The 17,292-nt window shown below is 74.7% G+C and carries 15 protein-coding genes; 10 read left to right on the forward strand and 5 right to left on the reverse strand.

All coding sequences use genetic code 11. From position 1 onward, the window contains the following. Nucleotides 1-59: 59 nt before the first annotated feature. Genes MY526_RS13540 through MY526_RS13550 form a run of 3 tightly spaced genes read left to right on the forward strand, consistent with a single transcriptional unit; the run spans nucleotide 60 to nucleotide 2,118 of the window. A complete protein-coding gene (locus MY526_RS13540; protein WP_436692644.1) occupies nucleotides 60-344 on the forward strand; it encodes a hypothetical protein in 285 nt (94 codons plus the stop codon). Continuing rightward, the gene (locus MY526_RS13545) at nucleotides 341-1,084 is read left to right on the forward strand and encodes a DUF4386 domain-containing protein (RefSeq protein ID WP_436692645.1); all 744 of its coding nucleotides are present in this window, start codon (nucleotides 341-343) and stop codon (nucleotides 1,082-1,084) included. The genes MY526_RS13540 and MY526_RS13545 overlap by 4 nt, the downstream gene beginning before the upstream one ends. Further along, a complete protein-coding gene (locus MY526_RS13550; RefSeq protein ID WP_436704081.1) occupies nucleotides 1,081-2,118 on the forward strand; it encodes an NAD(P)-dependent alcohol dehydrogenase in 1,038 nt (345 codons plus the stop codon). The genes MY526_RS13545 and MY526_RS13550 overlap by 4 nt, the downstream gene beginning before the upstream one ends. Here MY526_RS13550 and MY526_RS13555 read toward each other — a convergent pair. Both MY526_RS13555 and MY526_RS13560 read right to left on the reverse strand, forming a co-directional pair. After that, nucleotides 2,079-3,194, reverse strand: a complete 1,116-nt coding sequence (locus tag MY526_RS13555) for a glycosyltransferase family 4 protein (protein WP_436704082.1) — start codon at nucleotides 3,192-3,194, stop codon at nucleotides 2,079-2,081. The genes MY526_RS13550 and MY526_RS13555 overlap by 40 nt on opposite strands. Beyond that, entirely contained in the window at nucleotides 3,191-4,402 is a 1,212-nt protein-coding gene (locus MY526_RS13560) for a hypothetical protein (protein WP_436704083.1), read from the reverse strand. The genes MY526_RS13555 and MY526_RS13560 overlap by 4 nt, the downstream gene beginning before the upstream one ends. Nucleotides 4,403-4,618: 216 nt before the next feature. Here MY526_RS13560 and MY526_RS13565 point away from each other — a divergent pair, with 216 nt between their 5' ends. Further along, nucleotides 4,619-7,735 carry an arabinosyltransferase domain-containing protein gene (locus MY526_RS13565; protein WP_436704084.1) on the forward strand — a complete coding sequence of 1,039 codons (3,117 nt, stop codon included), beginning with the start codon at nucleotides 4,619-4,621 and terminating at the stop codon, nucleotides 7,733-7,735. A gap of 113 nt (nucleotides 7,736-7,848) precedes the next feature. Then, a complete protein-coding gene (locus MY526_RS13570) occupies nucleotides 7,849-8,901 on the forward strand; it encodes a decaprenyl-phosphate phosphoribosyltransferase (RefSeq protein WP_436692650.1) in 1,053 nt (350 codons plus the stop codon). On the opposite strand, the gene MY526_RS13575 is transcribed toward MY526_RS13570, so the two are convergent. Both MY526_RS13575 and MY526_RS13580 read right to left on the reverse strand, forming a co-directional pair. Further along, entirely contained in the window at nucleotides 8,891-9,736 is an 846-nt protein-coding gene (locus tag MY526_RS13575; RefSeq protein ID WP_436704085.1) for a DUF1028 domain-containing protein, read from the reverse strand. The genes MY526_RS13570 and MY526_RS13575 overlap by 11 nt on opposite strands. A 52-nt stretch (nucleotides 9,737-9,788) precedes the next feature. Then, a complete protein-coding gene (locus MY526_RS13580) occupies nucleotides 9,789-10,592 on the reverse strand; it encodes a TIGR03089 family protein (protein WP_436704086.1) in 804 nt (267 codons plus the stop codon). A gap of 274 nt (nucleotides 10,593-10,866) precedes the next feature. On the opposite strand from MY526_RS13580, the gene MY526_RS13585 reads away from it, so the two are divergent. The 5 genes from MY526_RS13585 to MY526_RS13605 are packed head-to-tail and all read left to right on the forward strand — an operon-like array spanning nucleotide 10,867 to nucleotide 15,661. Then, nucleotides 10,867-11,310, forward strand: a complete 444-nt coding sequence (locus tag MY526_RS13585) for a GtrA family protein (protein WP_436692653.1) — start codon at nucleotides 10,867-10,869, stop codon at nucleotides 11,308-11,310. A gap of 28 nt (nucleotides 11,311-11,338) precedes the next feature. Then, the gene (locus MY526_RS13590) at nucleotides 11,339-11,911 is read left to right on the forward strand and encodes an HAD family hydrolase (protein ID WP_436692654.1); all 573 of its coding nucleotides are present in this window, start codon (nucleotides 11,339-11,341) and stop codon (nucleotides 11,909-11,911) included. Next, complete coding sequence (locus MY526_RS13595; protein WP_436704087.1) at nucleotides 11,911-14,163, forward strand: lysylphosphatidylglycerol synthase domain-containing protein; 2,253 nt, start codon at nucleotides 11,911-11,913, stop codon at nucleotides 14,161-14,163. The genes MY526_RS13590 and MY526_RS13595 overlap by 1 nt, the downstream gene beginning before the upstream one ends. Continuing rightward, entirely contained in the window at nucleotides 14,151-14,921 is a 771-nt protein-coding gene (locus tag MY526_RS13600) for a glycosyltransferase family 2 protein (protein WP_436704088.1), read from the forward strand. The genes MY526_RS13595 and MY526_RS13600 overlap by 13 nt, the downstream gene beginning before the upstream one ends. Then, nucleotides 14,921-15,661, forward strand: a complete 741-nt coding sequence (locus tag MY526_RS13605; RefSeq protein ID WP_436692657.1) for a glycosyltransferase family 2 protein — start codon at nucleotides 14,921-14,923, stop codon at nucleotides 15,659-15,661. The genes MY526_RS13600 and MY526_RS13605 overlap by 1 nt, the downstream gene beginning before the upstream one ends. Before the next feature lie 36 nt (nucleotides 15,662-15,697). Here MY526_RS13605 and MY526_RS13610 read toward each other — a convergent pair whose 3' ends face one another. Beyond that, nucleotides 15,698-17,278, reverse strand: a complete 1,581-nt coding sequence (locus MY526_RS13610; RefSeq protein WP_436692658.1) for an LCP family protein — start codon at nucleotides 17,276-17,278, stop codon at nucleotides 15,698-15,700. Nucleotides 17,279-17,292 lie beyond the last annotated feature (14 nt).

Genomic DNA, 17,292 nt, shown 5'->3' on the forward strand with positions numbered 1-17,292 from the left:
TCCCGCACCGACGAACGCCGGGACGCCGGTGCGAGGACGACACCGGACAGGGGGACTCGATGACGACGCAGACCACCGGCGGCCCCTCCGACCCGAGCCGCTACGAGATCCGTCTCGGGGGCCACCTCGAGGCCCGCTGGGCCGTCTGGTTCGACGGGATGAGCCTCAGCCGCGCCGGTGACGGCAGCACCGTCCTCACCGGTCCGGTGGTCGACCAGGCGGCACTGCACGGCCTGCTGCGCAGGGTCCGCGACCTGGGCCTGCCGCTGCTCGCCGTCACCCGACTCGGCCCGGACCAGCCGTCCACCTCCACTCCCGCACGACCCGGAAGGACCGCGACATGACCACCACCGCCCACACCCCCGGAGCGACCCGCCCGTCGCCCGACTCGCTGCGCCGGACCTCCCGAGCCGCCGGCATCCTGTACCTGCTCACGTTCGTGTCGATGCCCACCCTGATGGTGTTCCAGCCGGTGCGGGACGGCGCCGGCTTCGTGCTGGGCGCCGGCAGCGACACCGGCGTGCTGTGGGGCGCCTTCTCCGAGGTGGTCGTCGCCCTCGCCGGCATCGGTACGGCCGTCGTCTTCTTCCCGGTGGCGAGGCGGGTCAGCCAGACGGCCGCCATCGGGTTCGTCACCGCCCGCGTGGTGGAGGGCGCGCTCATCATCGTCGGCGTCGTCAGCGTGCTCACGCTCGTCACCCTGCGCAACGACGTCGCCGGCGGCGCCGACGCGGATCCCGCGTCCCTGGCCACCGTCGGCTCCACCCTGACCGCGACCTACGACTGGACGTTCCTGCTCAGCCAGAGCCTCATGCCGGTCTTCAACGCGCTGTGCCTGGGCTACGTCCTGTACCGGTCCGGCCTCGTGCCACGCATCCTGCCCACCCTGGGGCTGATCGGCGCCCCGCTGCTGCTCGCCGCCGACATCGCGATCTTCTTCGGCGTCGCCGACCGGCTGGGCCCGATCGCCGTCGCCGCGCTCCCGATCGCGATCTGGGAGTTCTCGCTGGGCGTCTACCTCACCGTCAAGGGCTTCCGGCCCGCCGCCGTCGCCGCCCTCCCGTCCGAGCAGGCCGTGCGATGAGGGCCGCGGTCTACTCCCGGTTCGGTGGCCCGGAGAACGTCCGGGTCGAGCAGCTGCCGCGCCCGCCGGTGCGCCCGGACGACGTGCTCGTCCGGGTGTGCGCGAGCACCGTCAGCGCTGCGGACCACCGGGCCCGCAGCCGCGAGGTGCCGCGCGGGCTGGGGCTGCTCGCGGCGGCCGGCATCGGGGCCTTCCGGCCAAAGCGCCGCGTGCTGGGCATGGACCTCGCCGGCGTCGTCGAGGCGGTCGGCGCCGGCGTCACCCGGTTCCGGCCCGGCGACGAGGTCGTCGCGATGCCCGGCGCGGAGTTCGGCGGCCACGCCGAGTTCGCCCGGGTGCGGCAGGACGGCGCCATCGCCCTCAAGCCCCGGACCATGACGTTCGAGGACGCCGTGGCGCTGGTCTTCGGCGGTCTCACCGCCCGCGGCTTCCTGGACCAGGTCGACCTCGCGCCGGGTGCGAGGGTGCTGGTCAACGGGGCGTCGGGCGCGGTCGGGACGGCGGCGGTGCAGCTCGCGACGCACGCCGGGGCACACGTCACCGGCGTCTGCAGCGGCGGCAACCGCGACCTGGTGACCTCGCTGGGCGCCGACCGGGTGATCGACCACACGACCGACGACTTCGCCGCCGGGCCGGCCCGCTACGACGTGATCGTCGACTGCGTCGGCAACGCGCCGTTCGAGCGGGTCGGGCACCTGCTCGACCCGGGCGGCGCGCTGCTGCTCGTCATCGCCGATCTGCCGGGGATCCTGCGGGCACCGTGGCGCAGCCGTACGACGGGGAAGCGCGTCATCGCCACCGTCGGGAAGCCCACCGCCGAGGACCTGGCGTTCCTGGTCGACCTCGCCGAGGCCGGCTCCTACCGGGCGGTCCGCGACCGCACCTACGACCTGGCCGACATCGCCGAGGCGCACCGCTACGTCGACACGGGTCGCAAGCGGGGCAACGTCGTCGTCCGCATCGCCGCCGGCGGGCCCGCGAGGAGCACGCCGGCTCAGGGCAGCCCGGCGGCCTCGCCGAACACGGACTCGTAGGCGTCGAGGACCGTCGAGAACGCGTACCGCTCCCGGGCGCGGGCCGAACCGCGGGCCCGGTCCGGGGGCGCCGCGGCCAGCTGCGCCAGCGCGGCGGTCAGCGCCGCGACGTCCCGCGGGGGGACGACGACCCCGAAACCGGTCTCCTGCACCGGCGTCCGGACCCCCGGCAGGTCGCTGGCCAGCACCGGCACCCCGCTCATCATCGCCTCCACCTGCACGATGCCGAACGCCTCGAACGCGTTCACCGACGGCAGCGCGAAGACGTCCAGCGAGGCGTAGAGGTCGGGGATCTGCTCCTCGGGGAGGAAGCCGAGCAGCCGGATCCGCGGGTCCTCGCCGGCCAGCCGGCGCACCTCGTCCACCACCGAGCCGCCGACCACCCCGGCGAAGTCGCCGCCGACGAGCAGCCGGAGGGTGGGGTCGGGCAGCGCGCGCACGGCGCGGACCAGGTACTGCAGGCCCTTCTCCTCGACGATCCGGCCGAGGAACCCGATGTGCGGGCCGTCGCCGTCCCGGAACCGGGGGACCCCGCCCGTGCGCGGCCGGCACGGCGGGGGGATGACGGCGGTGCGGTCGGACATCGCCGGCCACAGCCGGCTGTGCCGGGCGTAGTCGTCGCTGGACACCACCACCCGGTGCGACCGCCGCAGGGCGCGCCGGCTGGCGGCGTCGACGCCGGCGGTCTGCACCCGGTTGACCAGCCCCGGCGGCAGGCTCACGTCGCAGTGGTAGGTGGTCACCAGCGGGGTGCGGACGCCGGTGAGCAGGCCGGCCTCCGGCATGGGCAGGTGCAGGTTGACCACCGAGGCCGATGCGGCCGCGGCCCGCGTCCGCCGGACCAGGGCCGGGGAGATCACCCCCTTGCCCACCCGGGCCAGGACCGGGGCCCGCTCGACCTCCACGCCGTCGAGCACCTCGTGCTCGGGCAGCGACGGGTCGTGCCGGCTGGTCACCACGCGCACCCGGTGGCCGCGGGCGGCGAGCCCGACCGCCACGTCTCGGGCCACGTTGGTCAGGCCGCTGACGTAGGGCGCGTAGTAGTCGAGCGACACCAGGACGTCGAGCCGGGTCACGGGGTCCCTCCTCCGGTTCGGGCGGCCGCCGGCGCCGGCTGCGGCCGGTGGTGGAACAGGGCGACGGTGCACCAGGCCAGCGCCGCCGCCGTCCCGACGGCGAACGCCCACGCCCCGCGCGCCGAGGCGCCGGGGACGAGCGCGGCGACCCCGGCGGCCACCACCAGCCCGCTGGCCCAGGCGAGGGCGCTGTCGCGGTGCCGCCCGGCGGCCACCACGGCCTGGCTGCAGACCAGCAGGCCCAGGTGCAGCACGCTGCCGACCGCGAGGACGGCGACGACGTCGGCCGCCACCGCGTAGCGCTCGCCGAACACGAGGGCGACCGCGGGCGGTCCGGCCAGCGCGCCGACCACTCCGGCGACCGCGGCCAGCGCGGCCGTCCCGGCGAGCAACCCGCCCAGCATCCGCCGCCGTGGGCCCGGCTCGGGGCGGGCGGCGACGTCGGTGAGCGTCGGCAGGAGCGCGCTCTGCAGCGGCACGGCGACGAACAGCGGCAGCCGCACCAGGGTGAAGGCGGCCACGAACGCGGCGGCCGCGGCCGCCTCCCCGGGCCCGGCGGTGCCGGTGACCAGCACCGGCGCGGCGTTGAGCAGCGCCTGGGCGCAGAGGGTGCCGATCGCGAGGTGGCCGACGGCGGGCAGCCCGAGGCGCTCGGCGCGGGCCCCGGGAGGCGGCGCGGGTCGGGGCCGGAGGGCCAGCCAGCCGAGCAGCGGCAGGTGTGCCAGGACGAGCGCGGCGACCAGGGTCCAGCCGAACGCCGTCGCGTCGGCCGGTCCCACCAGTGCCGCGACGGCGGCCGCGCCGGCCACCCGCGCGGCCGCGTCGGTGAGCAGGACGGTGCCGTGGGTGCCGTACCGCCCGTTGCCCAGCAGCAGCCCGCGCAGCAGGAACTGCCCGGCGGAGACGACGCAGACCGCACCGAGGGCCAGCAGGAGACCGCGGTGCCCGCCCAGCGCCGGCAGCAGCAGCGGGCCGGCGAGCAGGACCGCTGCCAGGCTGGCCCCGGTGAGCACGGCGCAGGCCGTGCCCGCCCCGGCCGGGAGTCCGCCCCCGCCCGCACGGTGCACCAGCCGGGTCACCTCGAGCTCGAGCGGGAGGAAGACGCCGAAGCCGACGACCAGCGCCAGCGACCAGTAGGCGCCGAACCACCCGTACTCGTCGGCGGGCAGGCTGCGCGCGACGAGCGCGAGGTAGCCGTAGGTGAGCACACCGGAGACGACGACGCTGAGCGCGACCCAGCTCAGCGCGGGCGCCAGCCTCCGGCGCTCGGTGGCGCTCAGTGCGCGGCTCCCGGCGAGGGCTCGCCGGGAGCGGTCCGCAGTCGCACGCAGGGACCGTATCGGGCGACGGCCGCGTGACGGGTTCCGCCCCGACCGTGTTGACTGACGCCCGGCCAGGACGGTCGGCGGTGGAGGGGGACTGGGTTGGACGTCGTCGACCGGGTGCCCGCCGGTCCCGACGTCACCGACCGCCCGTCGGCGTCCCGTGGCGGCCGGGTGCGGCGGGTCCTCCCGCTGCTGCTGGCGCTGGTCGCCATCGCCTGCTCGGTGGCGCTGCCGCTCGCGCCGGTCGAGATGAGCGTGCCCACGGTCAGCTGGCCGCAGGACCCGGCGCGGCCGGCGTCCACGATGCTCGAGCTGACCAACCAGCAGCCGCTGGCCGTCGACGTCTCCTTCAGCTGCGCGGCGGTGCGGGCGGCCGCGGCGACCCCCGACGGGGTCCTCGTCTCCACGCTGGAGCCCGGGCACCCGGCGGCCCGCACCGACGGCCTGCTCGTCACCGCCCGCGACGGCCGGCTGGCCGTCCTCGACCGCGGCCAGGAGCTCCTCGACGAGCCGGTCGCCGCCGGCGACTGCGCGTACCGGGTCACCGGGGACGCCGGCGGCCTGGTCCTCGAGCGCGACGGCCGTGAGGTCGCCGCCGCGGCGGGCGGGGCGGACGCGCTGCCCGACGTCGACGTCCTCGCCACGAGCCTGACCGCGCTGCCCTCGGACGGCGACCTGCGCGTCGAGCTGACCGTCGACAACCAGTTCAACACCACGCCGACGCGGCTCAAGCAGGTGCTGGTTGCGCTCGCGCTGCTCGCCGCCGCCGGTTCGCTGGTCGCGCTGTGGCGGGCCGACCGCCGGCGCGCGCCCGTGCGCCCGGACACCTCCCGGTCCGGCGGCGGGAAGCCGGCGCCGGCGGCCCGCGTGCTGTCCGCGGCGGTCGACGTCGTCGTCGTCGCGACGGCGGTGCTCTGGCTCTTCCTCGCGCCGCTGTCGGACGACGACGGCTACTACGCCGCGATGGCCCGCAACGCCGAGCAGGAGGGGTTCGTCGGCAACTACTACCAGCTGCTCAACCAGTCCTTCACGCCGTTCACCTGGTTCTACCGGTTCCTCGGCTGGTGGCAGGAACTCGGCGACAGCCCGGCGCTGCTGCGGGTGCCCGCGCTGGTCTGCGGCCTGGCCACCTGGGTGCTGCTGCGCCGGCTCACGACCCGCCCGGGCGCGCTGCCCGCCGCGGTCGCCGGCGCGCGGTGGGGCGGCGCGGTGACCGTCGTCGTCCTCGCCACGGTCTTCCTGGCCTGGTGGCTGCCCTACGGCATGGGGGTCCGGCCCGAGGCGGTCGTCGGCGTGCTCGCCCTCGCTGTCCTGGCCGGGATCCTCGCCGGCCTGCGGCGCCGGCGGCTGCTGCCGGTCGCGCTCGCCGTCGGGGCCGCGGGCCTGGCGGTGGCCGGCCACCCGACGGGCTTCGTCGCGCTGGCCCCGCTGGTGGCCGCCCTGCCGCGGCTGGCGCGGCTGGTGCGGGAGGACGCCGCCGGCTCGGGGGTGGCGGCGCGGGTGGCGCTGCTGCTGGCACCCGGGGCGTTCGCGGCGGTGGCCGCCTTCGCCGACGGGTCGCTGTACGACTTCCGGCGCGGTCAGGAGATCTTCCTGTCCATCCAGGAGCAGAACTCCTGGTACGACGAGTGGCAGCGCTACGGCTTCCTGCTCAACGAGATCCCGATGGGGTCCTACGCCCGCCGCGCGGCGGTGCTGGCCGGGATCGCGGCGCTGCTGTGGTTCCTCGTCCTGTCGGTCGCCGCCCGGGCCTCCGGGCTGCGGATCCCGGCGACGCTGCTGCTGGCCGGGCAGTCGCTGGCCGCGGCGCTGCTGCTGCTCTGGCTCACCCCGAGCAAGTGGACCCACCACTTCGGCGCCCTGTCCGGCCTGGGACCGCTCTTCCTCGCCCTCTTCCTCGTGTCGGCCCCGGTGCTGGTCCGCCGCCTGCTCCGGGAGACGGCGGCCTCCCCGGTGACGCCGGTGCTCGCGGTGGGCTCCGCGGTCGTGGTGGCCGCACTGGCCCTGCACGGGCCCAACAGCTGGCCCTACACGTGGCTGCCCGGGATGCCGCACCCCGGGGAACCGCCGTTCGTCGGGCCGGTCGTCCTGGGCAGCCTGGCCACCTGGACGGCGGTCGCCGTCGTCGTGCTGCTGGCCGTCCGGCTGGTGGGGCGGAGACGGCGCACCGGGTGGGGGTGGCCGGTCGCGGTGCCGGTGCTCGTCCTGGTGTTCCTGGCCGTCTCGGTCGGGCACCTGCTCGGCAGCTTCGCCGTGGCCACCCTGCGGACGCTCGACGGCCTGCCCTGGTCGCCCTGGGCGGACTCGCTGACCGACCCGTCGGCCGAGGGTTGCGGCGCCGCCGGCGGGATCGACGTCCTCGACGTGTCCGCTGCCCGGCCGCTGGAGCCGGACGCGGCGGCACCGGAGGCGCCCGGGCCCGGGGACTTCGTCCCGGGCGGCGGCTGGTTCGCGCCCGGCCCGCCGCCGGCCGCGCCGGGGACCGGGGTGGCCCGGTACGCGTGGGGCAGCCTGCCGGACGGCGGGGGAGAGGACGCGACCGGCGAGCAGGTGACGCCGTGGTTCGCCGTCCCGGCCACGGGCGACGACGAGGCGCTGGCCGTGCTCGCCGCCGGGCGGCTGACCGTGGGCAACGAGCTGCGCGTGGAGTACGCCCGCGCGGACGGCGAGGTCGTGGCCACCCAGGAGCTCACCGACCGCCAGGACGCGCCGCGCTGGCGCACCTTCGTGCTCGACGCCGGGCCGGCGGGCGACGCCGCGCTCCTCCGCCTGGTGGCCGAGGACCGCAGCGGCGGGACCGGCGGGTGGCTGGCGTTCACCGGGCCCTCGGTGCTGCCACGGGTGCCGCTGTCGGCGTACCTCCCCGAGGACGCCGCGGTCGCCGTCGCCTGGCAGTTCGCCTTCGCCTTCCCGTGCCAGCGCCAGCCGGTGGTCCGGTACGGGATCACCGAGCCCGCGGAGTACGGGGTGCTCTGGCGCTTCGGGGCCGACGGCGACGGTCTGGCCGACAACACCTGGGCGGTCGCCCGCGGCGGGCTGTTCGCGCCCGTGCAGCGCACCTCGTCGGTCACCGAGCTCGACACCGTCATCCGCGGCCACCCGGAGATCCGCGACGTGCAGGTCTACCGGTTCGGCGTGCCCCACCCCGAGCGCGGCTACGACCTGTCACCCACCCGTGTGGTCGTGCCCGGCTGGACGGGTGCCCCGGCTCCCTGATCGCAGGGGTTGTCTCCCGGGGCCGGTTACCGTGGACTACACATCAGTTCGGCCGGCCGGCCGGAGGAGCCGGGGGCCACCCCTGCGTGCGGCATGAGCCCGGAGGAGGTGGGATGGACGTCGAGGACGAACGGCGCAACGCCACGGTGCGGGCGGTGTTCGCCGACAACGTCGTGGCCGACCTGCCCACGGTGACCGCCGCGGAGCCCGCGGAGCCGGGCACCGTCCCGCCCGCCGTGGAGCCTGCGGAGCCGGGGACCGCCGCGCCGGCCGCCGGTGCGCGGCGGGGCGGCGCCGGCGCCGTGGCCCTCGGCGTCCTGCGCACCATGCGACCGCGGCAGTGGACGAAGAACGTGCTGGTCCTCGCCGTCCCCCTGGCCGCCGGCACGCTGTTCCAGCCGTCGGTGCTGCGCGCCACCGCGCTCGCGTTCGTGGTGTTCTGCCTGGCCGCCAGCGGCATCTACCTGCTCAACGACGTCCGTGACGTCGAGCAGGACCGCCGGCACCCGCGCAAGCGGTTCCGCCCGGTGGCCTCCGGGGCGGTGCCGGTCCCGGTGGCGGTGGTCGCCGGGGTGGTGCTGCTCGTCGTCGCCCTGACCGGCGCGGCCCTTCTCACCCGCTGGCAGCTGGCCGGGGTGCTGGCCTGCTACGTCGCCATCTCGGTGGCCTACAGCTTCTGGCTCAAGGACCAGCCGGTCGTCGACCTGGCCGCCGTGGCGTCGGGCTTCGTGCTGCGCGGCGTGGCCGGCGGCGCGGCCGCGGGGATCGCGGTCTCGCAGTGGTTCATCCTCGTGTCCGCCTTCGGCGCGCTGTTCATGGTGGCGGGGAAGCGCTACGCGGAGCTGGTGGCCCTGGGGGAGCAGGGGGAGACCCGGCGGGCGCTGCGCGAGTACTCGGCGAGCTACCTGCGCTTCGTCTGGAGTCTCTCGGCCGGCGTGGCGTGCACGACCTACAGCTTCTGGGCCTTCGAGATGCGGGCCGACGACGGCATCGCCTGGACCACCATCTCGATCGCCCCCTTCGTGCTCGCCCTGCTGCGCTACGCGGTCGACGTCGACCGGGGCGACGCCGGGGCACCCGAGGACATCGTGCTGCGCGACAAGGTGCTGCTCGTCCTCGGCCTGGTCTGGGGCCTGTGCGTGGGCGCCAGCGTGCTCAGCACCTGACGTCCGGGCCGGCGCCGTCGAGCAGCCGGGACACCGCCGCCAGCCGGGCGTCGCCGGCCATCGCCGCCAGCCACGCCGACCAGCCCGGCCGGGACCGCATCGCCTCCAGCGCGGCCCGGGCGGCCGCCCGGTCGCCGCGTGCCGGGGCGGCGGGGGCGGCGTAGAGGTCGCGGGCACCCTCCGGCGCGAACAGGGCGAGGTGCTCGTAGTCCCGCTCGTCGTAGGCGCGCTGCAGGTTGCGCAGCATCCGGAGCTGGGCGACCGGGTCGGCGGAGTCGTCCACCCGCAGGTCCACCCGGACCCCGTCGTCCTCCTCGGTGGCCGGCGTCCCGCCGACCACCAGGAGCGCGGCGGACTGCCGGCCGCGCAGGTCGCCGCCGGCGTCCTGCCCGGCGGCGAGCGCGGCGAGCAACCGGTCGGCGAGGTCCCCGGTCGTGGCGTCCCAGGCCCGCACCATGGCCGGCAGCACGTCGGTGGAGGCCAGCATGTTGCCCTGGACGCTCATCCCGTCGCCGACGAGGTGCCCGCTCACCGGGAACGAGCCGCGCCCGGTGTCGGCGGCCACGGCGCCGCCGGTGTCCAGGACGGCGATCTGCCGGTCCACGTCCTCGGCGGCGTGCGCGGCGGCCCGGACCAGCTCGGCCGGGGTCGCCCCCTCCTCGAGTCCCTGGAGCAGGGAGGGCCCCAGCCCGCGCCGGCTGCGCGCCTGGACGGCGACCACGCCCACGCCCGGCCGCGCGGTTGGCACGGCACGGCCCACGGCCAGGATGCAGGAGGAGACCGCGATGCCGAGGTGCCCCGTGGCCGGGTCGCGGGCGAGAACCGAGAAGGTCACGGGAGCTCCTCGCCGGCGCGCGATGGGTCGTGGCCGGCCGGGCGGCCACGTCTCAGGAGGGACGGCCCAGCTCGCGGACGCCGTCGATCGTGCGTCCGAGCGTAGCCGTGACCCGCTCGGCGGACGCCCGGCCCGGCAGCCGGCCCGGGTCGGCGGAGCGGACCAGCACGATCGAGGCGCCGGCGGCCAGCGGGGCCAGGAGCCACGCCACCGGGCCGGCCTCGGCGGCGACGACGTCGTCGACCAGCACCCGGTCGCCTTCGGCGATCCCCAGCCGGTCGGCCAGCTCCGCCGCGGTGCCGGCCAGCCCGCCGAGGGTCAGCTCCAGCCCGCCCACCAGGAGGCCGGGCGCGCCCGGGTCGGGCGGCTGCCAGGCGGTGAAGACGTCGCCGTGCGCCCGGACCTCCAGGGCGAAGTCCCGCGCCGGGCCGGCGTAGCCGGCCATGCCCATCCCCAGCGGGTGCAGGGAGAGGCCCAGCAGCTCGGGGAGGTCCTGCTCCTCCAGCGGCGCCAGCCGGTCCTGGGCGGCGAGGACGACGTCGACGCCGTCGAGCCGGCCGTCGTCCTCCGCCGCGGTGTCGAGGACGGTCGCGCCGCAGCTCCACACCGCCAGCAGCACCGCGGCGGTCTGCCAGTGCACCGGGAGCGCCACTGCGACCGTGCTGCCCGCCGTGACGTCGAACTCGTCCTGGAGCAGGTTGGCGGTCTTGGCGACCCAGTTGGCCAGCGTGGTGGCCGAGAGCTCCACCCGGTCGCCGGTCCCGTCGTCGTAGAAGGTGACCAGCGGCGCTGCGGCATCCCGCCGCAGCGTGGCCGCGAGCAGGTCCCCGGGGGTGGCGGGTCGGTTGTGGTCCATGGGGAGAGGGTGGCACCGGATCGTCCGGACCCCCCGTCGGCACCACGGTTCTGCGGTTACAGTCGATGACCGAAGCCCACCCATGCGTGCCGCCGCGCGCGACCATGCCCGACGACGACCCGAGGCGGTCGTCGCGTGCGGACGCCGAGCGCCGCCCGCATCGGAGAAGAGACCGCAGACCTGTGACCAGCCACCTCCACGAGCCGGTACTCGCCGACTCCCCGCCGTTCCCCGGCGCCGCCCAGGTGCAGCCGACCGGCCGGCGGGTGCTGCGGTGAGCCCGCGAACGCGGTCGACGCTGCACCAGCTCGTCCGGTTCCTCCTGGGCTCGTGCCTGGGCCTGCTCGTCGACCTGACGCTGTTCCAGACGTCGGTGTGGCTGGGCGCTGCCCCGTGGCTGGCCAACATCGTCAGTGCCGGGTGCGCCGTCGTCGTCGTGTACCTCTTCGTCACCAAGTACGCGTTCCGCACCGGCCGCACGCGTTCGTCCTTCCTGCTGTTCGTCGGCTGGTACGTCACCTCGATCCTGCTCTTCTCCGTGCTCATCGAGGTGCTCCACGGCGGCACCGGCTGGTCGCCGTTCCTCTGCAAGCTGCTCTCGTTGCCGGCCTCCTTCGGGGCGAACTTCCTCGCCAGCAAGCTGCTGTTCCGGGGCTCGAAGGGCGCGTCCGCGACCTCCGTGGACGCCGCGCCCGTGCGGGACCGCGCCGATGTCTGAACAACCGACCACTGGGGGGCCTGGAGCCATGGCACCGACCGCCGGGACCGTTCGCGCACTGCTGTTCGACCTCGACGGCACCCTCGTCGACACGCGTGAGGCCAACTACGAGGCCTACCGCGCCGCCTTCGCCGCCTCCGGGCACGACCTGACGCCGGAGCAGTTCGCCACCACGTGGGGCCGTGACTCCCGGGACTTCATCCCCGACCTGCTGCCGGGCGTCGACCGCACGGCCGTGGACACCATCCGCGCGGCCAAGAGCACGCTCTACGCGGATCTGCTCGACCGCACCACCGCCAACGCAGCGCTGATCGCCTTCCTCCGGCTGGCCGCCCCGACCCACCGCACCGCGCTGGTGAGCACGGCCAAGTCCGCCAACGGTGAGCAGATCCTGCGGGCTCACGGCCTGCGGGAGCTGTTCGACGTGGTGGTCTGGGGCGACGACGTGTCGCGCAGCAAGCCCGACCCCGAGGGCTACCTCAAGGCGCTGTCACTGCTCGGCGTCGAGGCGGCGGAGGGGCTGGCTTTCGAAGACTCCGCGACCGGCCGCGACGCGGCGCTGGCCGCCGGGCTCGCGGTGCTCGAGGTGCCGCACTTCTGATGGTCCATCGCTACTCCCGGGGCCGTCTCGTCCTCATCGGGCTCGCCCTCGCGTCCCTGGCCGTGTTCGTGGCCTCCACGTGGCCCTCGCTCGTGGCGGGCGCCGCCCGCCTGGCCGACGGACTCTCCGGCGGCGACTGGGCGGTGCTCGGCGTCGCCTGCGTCGTCCAGCTGGGTGGGCACGTGCTGCGCGCGGCCCGCACGAAGGTCCCGATCGACAACGTCCGCCGCGGCAGCCTGGCCGGCCAGTTCCGGCACCTGTCGATCGGCTACCTGTTCAGCCTCGTGTGGCCGCTGCGGCTCGGCGAGGTCGTCCGCGCCTTCCTCATCGCCAGGACGCTGCGGATCAGCTTCCTGTACACCCTCCTGGCCGTCGTCCTCGAGCGGCTGCTGGACGTCGTCCTGGTCGCCGGCGCTCTGCTCGTCGTGGCGGCGCTCGCCGACATCCCGCTGGGCGGGGTGCTCTCGGTGGCCCTGGTCGCGCTGCTGGTCTCCGCGGCCGCGATCACCGCGTTCGCGCTGCTGGTCCGCGAGAACGCGCTGCTGATGCGGCTGGCGTGGCGCGGCACCGCCCTGCTCAACACCAAGCTGGAGAACCGCGCCCGGTTCAAGCTGTGGTCGGTCATCTTCGGGTTCCAGCGCTTCTTCCGGCAGCGCCGCCAGCTGGTCCGGTACGTCGGCCTCGCGCTCGCCTCGTGGGTCTGCTACGCCGGCGCGGCCCTGCTGGTCGCCCTCGCCGTCTTCCCGTCGCTGGGCTGGCGGGACGGGGCCGCGGCGACCGCCGCTCCGTCGGCCGTCAGCAGCCCGGCTCTCGGCAACGGCGCCCCGGGCGCGTACACCGAGGGCGTGGCCGGCTTCCTCGGGGACGGGCGCGGCCTGGACGGCGAAGCGGTGCTCCTCTTCGCCACGGCCACCTGGGCGGTGGTCACCGTCCCCGTCCTGGTCGTCGCCGTCGTCGCCCTGTTCGTGAACTGGGCCCGGCGCACCAGCGCCCCGCTGACCGGTGCCGAGCTGAGCCCGGCCGACCGGTACGTCAACAAGCTCGGCCGCGACCAGGACATCTCCGGCGCGATGACCCACTTCCTGGACGCGTACTTCCAGGGCCAGCACCTCAGCCAGGTGCTGCACCGGCTCGAGGTGAACGGAAACGTCAGCCTGGTCCGCTTCTTCAAGGGCGGCTCGAACGCCGTCACCATCCTCGCCACCTCCGGCGGGGAGACCTTCGTGAAGAAGATGGTGCCGCCGGAGTACGCGCACCGGCTGAAGAACCAGCACGACTGGCTGGCCGAGCGCGCAGACCACGCCCGGCTGGTCACGGTGCTGCGCGAGCAGCACGCCGAGGACCACTACGCCATCGACCTCGAGTACCGGCCGAACTCGGTCCCGTTGTTCGACTACGTGCACGGCAACCCCTTCTCCCAGGGGGCGGCGATGCTGGCCGAGGTGTGGCAGTACATGTACGACGAGGTGTACGCGCTCGGGCCGCTGGAGGAGCACACCGAACTGCTCGAGGACTACGTCGCCGAGCGGCTGGTGCTGCGCGTCCGGGCGGCCGCCGACTCCGACCCCGACCTGGCGGAGGCCATGAAGGCCGACCGCATCTTCGTGAACGGTCGTGAGGTCGACAACTTCGACCGGGTGATCGACCGCATCCGTGCCCACGAGGAGGCCTGGCGCGACCTGGCCACCTACCGGACCTCCACCAACATCCACGGCGACCTGACCGTGGACAACGTGCTGGTCGATCTGGACACCCGGCGGGTCCTCGTGATCGATCCGTCGGACGACAACCAGGTCCGGGGTCCGGTCATCGACTTCGCTCGGCACATGCAGTCCCTGCTGTACGGCTACGAGTTCCTCAACGAGGACGAGGCGCCGGTCCGGCTCGGCAACCGCGACGGGATGCCCGAGATCGTGTACCGGGACCACCGCTCGGCCCGCTACGCCGAGCTCGCCGACTACATCAGCGCCCAGGTGATGACGCGGCACCTCACACCCGCCGAGCAACGGGCGGTGCTCTTCCACATCGGGCTCTTCTACGGCCGGATGCTCACGCACCGGATCGTCATCAACCCGGCGACCGCCCTGAAGTACTACGGGGTGTGCGTCCTGGCGCTCAACCGGTTCCTCGACCAGTACGAGCTGCCCGTCCGGGACGAGCAGCCCGACATCTTCAGCAGCGAGCCCCTCGAGTCCGAGGTGCCCGCCGAGCCCGCGATGAGAGGCCAGGTACTGACCCCGTGGACGCCGTGATCGCCATCCCGGCCTACAACTGCGCACCGCAGATCGGCCGGGTGCTCGACGAGATCAGCCCCGAGGTGGCCCACCGGCTCCGTGAGATCTGGGTGATCGACAACCGCAGCACCGACGACACGCTCGAGCGGGCGCTGGAGTACAAGCGCAGTGGCCGGCTGCCGAACCTCCGGGTGTTCCTCAACCGGCAGAACAACAGCCTCGGCGGCACGCACAAGGTCGCCTTCGAGCACGCCCGTGCGGCGGGGCACACCCACGTCGTGATCCTGCACGGCGACAACCAGGCCAAGAGCGACGAGGTCGCGCTGCTGCTGGACCACGCCGAGGCGCACCCGGAGACGCAGACCGTCCTCGGCTCGCGGTTCAGCCGCCGCTCGCGGCTGCACGGCTACGACGCCAAGCGGGTCTGGGGAAACCGGGTGCTCAACGCCGTGTACAGCGCGGTGGCCCTGCGCCCCCTGCAGGATCTCGGCTCCGGCCTGAACCTCTTCGCACTGCGCGACCTCGACCCGGCGACCTACCTCGGCTTCGCCGACAAGCTGACGTTCAACTACGAGCTGATCCTCGACCTGGTGCGGCGGAAGGTGCGTTTCACCTTCGTCCCGATCACCTGGCGCGAGGAGGACCAGGTGTCCAACGCGCGCAACTGGAACATCTTCCGGACGGCGCTGCGCAACCTGGCGCTGTGGCGGCTGGGCCGGCGAACGTCCGAGCCGCCGGCCGAGCCGCGGGACTACGAGTGGGACGAGGTGCAGTGATGACCACCCTGCAGGTGCTCATGCCGATGGGCGGACTCGGGACACGGTTCCGCAAGGTCGGCGTCACCACTCCCAAGCCCCTCATCGAGGTGCAGGGCGTGCCGATGTTCCAGCGCGCGCTGCGCTCCTTCGAGCCGTGGGCGGGGGAGAAGAGCGTCACCGTCGTGGTCCGGGAGGACGACGACCGCGAGTTCGGCTTGGCCCAGCGGGTCCTGGCGGTCGAGTCCTCGGCGTCCATCGTCCTGCTCGACCACGACACCCGCGGCGCGGTCGAGACGTGCCTGGAGGCACGCAGCCGGCTCGACCCCGATCAGCCGCTGGTCATCATGGACTGCGACATCGCCTTCGACAGCCCCGGTTACTTCCGTGCTCTCCAGACGGCGGTCGAGGGGCAGGACGTCGACGGCCTCCTCCTCTCCTTCGCCTCCACCGAGCCGCGGTACAGCTTCGCCGAGGTCGGGCCCGACGGTCTCGTCGTCCGGACCGCGGAGAAGCAGGCCATCTCCTCCGACGCGCTGATGGGCGTCTACTCCTTCCCCCGCGCCCAGGTCTTCCTCGACGCGGCGGACCGCCTCATGGACAAGCAGATCGGGGCGGCGATGCCCGAGTACTACGTGTCGCTGGTCTTCAACGAGCTCATCGCGTCGGGGCACCGGGTGGGCCTCGTGCGGGGGGACTTCTACTGTTTCGGGACGCCGGAGGAGCTGGCCGCCTTCGAGGCAACCGGCGCCCCCGTGTGAGGCCACCGGTCACGCACTCCTGAGATCCGCCGAGGGTCAGTAGATGCAGGTCGTGTCGGCCGCGGTGCGGGCGTCCTCGCCCTCCACCGGCTCGGACGGTGCCGGCGGCGTGACGGCCTGGCCGACGCCGTTGAAGTCCGTACCCAGGACCAGCTGCACGGTGCCCGAGGTGGCGTCCTCGCTGGCCTCGGCGACGGCGCCGGGGATCGCACCGGCGAGCGTGGTGGCCAGCGCCTCGTCGCCCGCGGCGTACCGGACGATGGTCTGCTCGTAGTCCGAGGAGTCGGCGTTGCCGGTGCTCGCGACGACGAACCCGCCGGCCTCCAGGTCGGTGGCCGCGTCGGCGGCCAGCCCGGAGATCCCGGAGCCGTTGAGGACGTCGACGGAGACCTCGGCCGGCGCGACCGTCGCGGGCGCCTCGGGGGTCTGCTCCGCCGGGGCCTCGGGCTCGGCCGAGAGCTGGGCGAAGAAGTCGTGCAGGACGTCCTCGTCCTCCAGCCGGATGATCGACCGGTCCTGCTCGTCACGGTCGGTGCCGACGTAGGGGATGGTCTGGAACTCGATGCTGCCGGCGGTCACCGACTGCATCTGCTCGGCCAGCTGGAACAGGTCCAGGCCCTGGTCGACGGTGAGCGACTGGGAGGCGGCCTGGACCAGCTCGCGCTGCTTGCCCAGGTCGAGCAGGACCTCGTCGGAGAGCATCTTGCGCAGCACGCCGGCGATGAAGACCTGCTGCCGGACGATGCGGTCGAAGTCGCCGCGGGGCAGACCGTGGCGCTGGCGGACGAACTTGAGCGCGTCCGCGCCGCTGATCGTCTGCTGGCCGGCCGGGAACACCGCACCGGACCAGCGCGAGTCGTCGACGGGCTCGCACAGGTTGACCTCGACGCCGCCGACGACGGAGCTGAGGTTGAAGAAGCCGAGCAGGTCCACCTCGGCGTAGTGGTCGATCTGCAGGCCGGTCAGCTGGCTGATCGTCTGCACGAGCAGCTGCGCCCCGCCGGCCTGCCGCTGGTCGACCGGCGCCTCCTCGGAGGTGTCGGCGTACCCGTAGGCGTAGGCGGCGTTGAGCTTTTCCCAGCCGTGGCCGGGGATCTCCACGTAGGAGTCGCGCGGGAAGGAGACGAACGACGCGCGGGACCCGTCGGCCGGGATGTGCACCAGGATCATCGTGTCGGTGTTGATGCCGGAGTCCTCACCGGCCTGCAGCTCGGCGAGCTGCTCGGGGGTGAGGTCGGCCCGGCTGTCGTTGCCGACGAGGAGCAGGTTCATGGCCTCGGGCGCCGCGCCGGTCTCGTCGTTGCCCGAGGCCGGGATGGCGTCGGTGCGGTTGACGGTGGCCTCGGCGACCTGGCCCAGGTACCAGCCCCAGCCGGACCCGGCGAGCAGGACGGCGGAGAGCAGGCCGGCCACCGTCCGCGCGACGATCGCCCCGCGGCGTCCGCGGCGTCCGCGGCGCCCCGGCGTCGCCTCGCGGGCCGCGTCACCGCGCTCGGCCGGGCGCTCCTCGGCGCGGCCGGCGGAGGAGCGGGCACGGGACGGACGCCCGGCGCGCGGGTCGAGCCGCGGCGGGAGCGGGCGACCAGCAGGGCCCTGCTCGGAGCGGTCTCGGCTCACGGGTGTCCTCACTT

This window comes from Geodermatophilus sp. CPCC 205761, from assembly GCF_051383655.1.
GTDB lineage: Bacteria > Actinomycetota > Actinomycetes > Mycobacteriales > Geodermatophilaceae > Geodermatophilus.

Excerpts from the sequence above, each read along its gene's own strand:
- MY526_RS13540 (WP_436692644.1), top strand. The coding sequence starts at position 60 with ATGACGACGCAGACCACCGGCGGCCCCTCCGACCCGAGCCGCTACGAG.
- MY526_RS13545 (WP_436692645.1), top strand. The coding sequence starts at position 341 with ATGACCACCACCGCCCACACCCCCGGAGCGACCCGCCCGTCGCCCGAC.
- MY526_RS13550 (WP_436704081.1), top strand. The coding sequence starts at position 1,081 with ATGAGGGCCGCGGTCTACTCCCGGTTCGGTGGCCCGGAGAACGTCCGG.
- MY526_RS13570 (WP_436692650.1), top strand. The coding sequence starts at position 7,849 with ATGGACGTCGAGGACGAACGGCGCAACGCCACGGTGCGGGCGGTGTTC.
- MY526_RS13580 (WP_436704086.1), bottom strand. The coding sequence starts at position 10,592 with ATGGACCACAACCGACCCGCCACCCCCGGGGACCTGCTCGCGGCCACG.
- MY526_RS13590 (WP_436692654.1), top strand. The coding sequence starts at position 11,339 with ATGGCACCGACCGCCGGGACCGTTCGCGCACTGCTGTTCGACCTCGAC.
- MY526_RS13595 (WP_436704087.1), top strand. The coding sequence starts at position 11,911 with ATGGTCCATCGCTACTCCCGGGGCCGTCTCGTCCTCATCGGGCTCGCC.
- MY526_RS13605 (WP_436692657.1), top strand. The coding sequence starts at position 14,921 with ATGACCACCCTGCAGGTGCTCATGCCGATGGGCGGACTCGGGACACGG.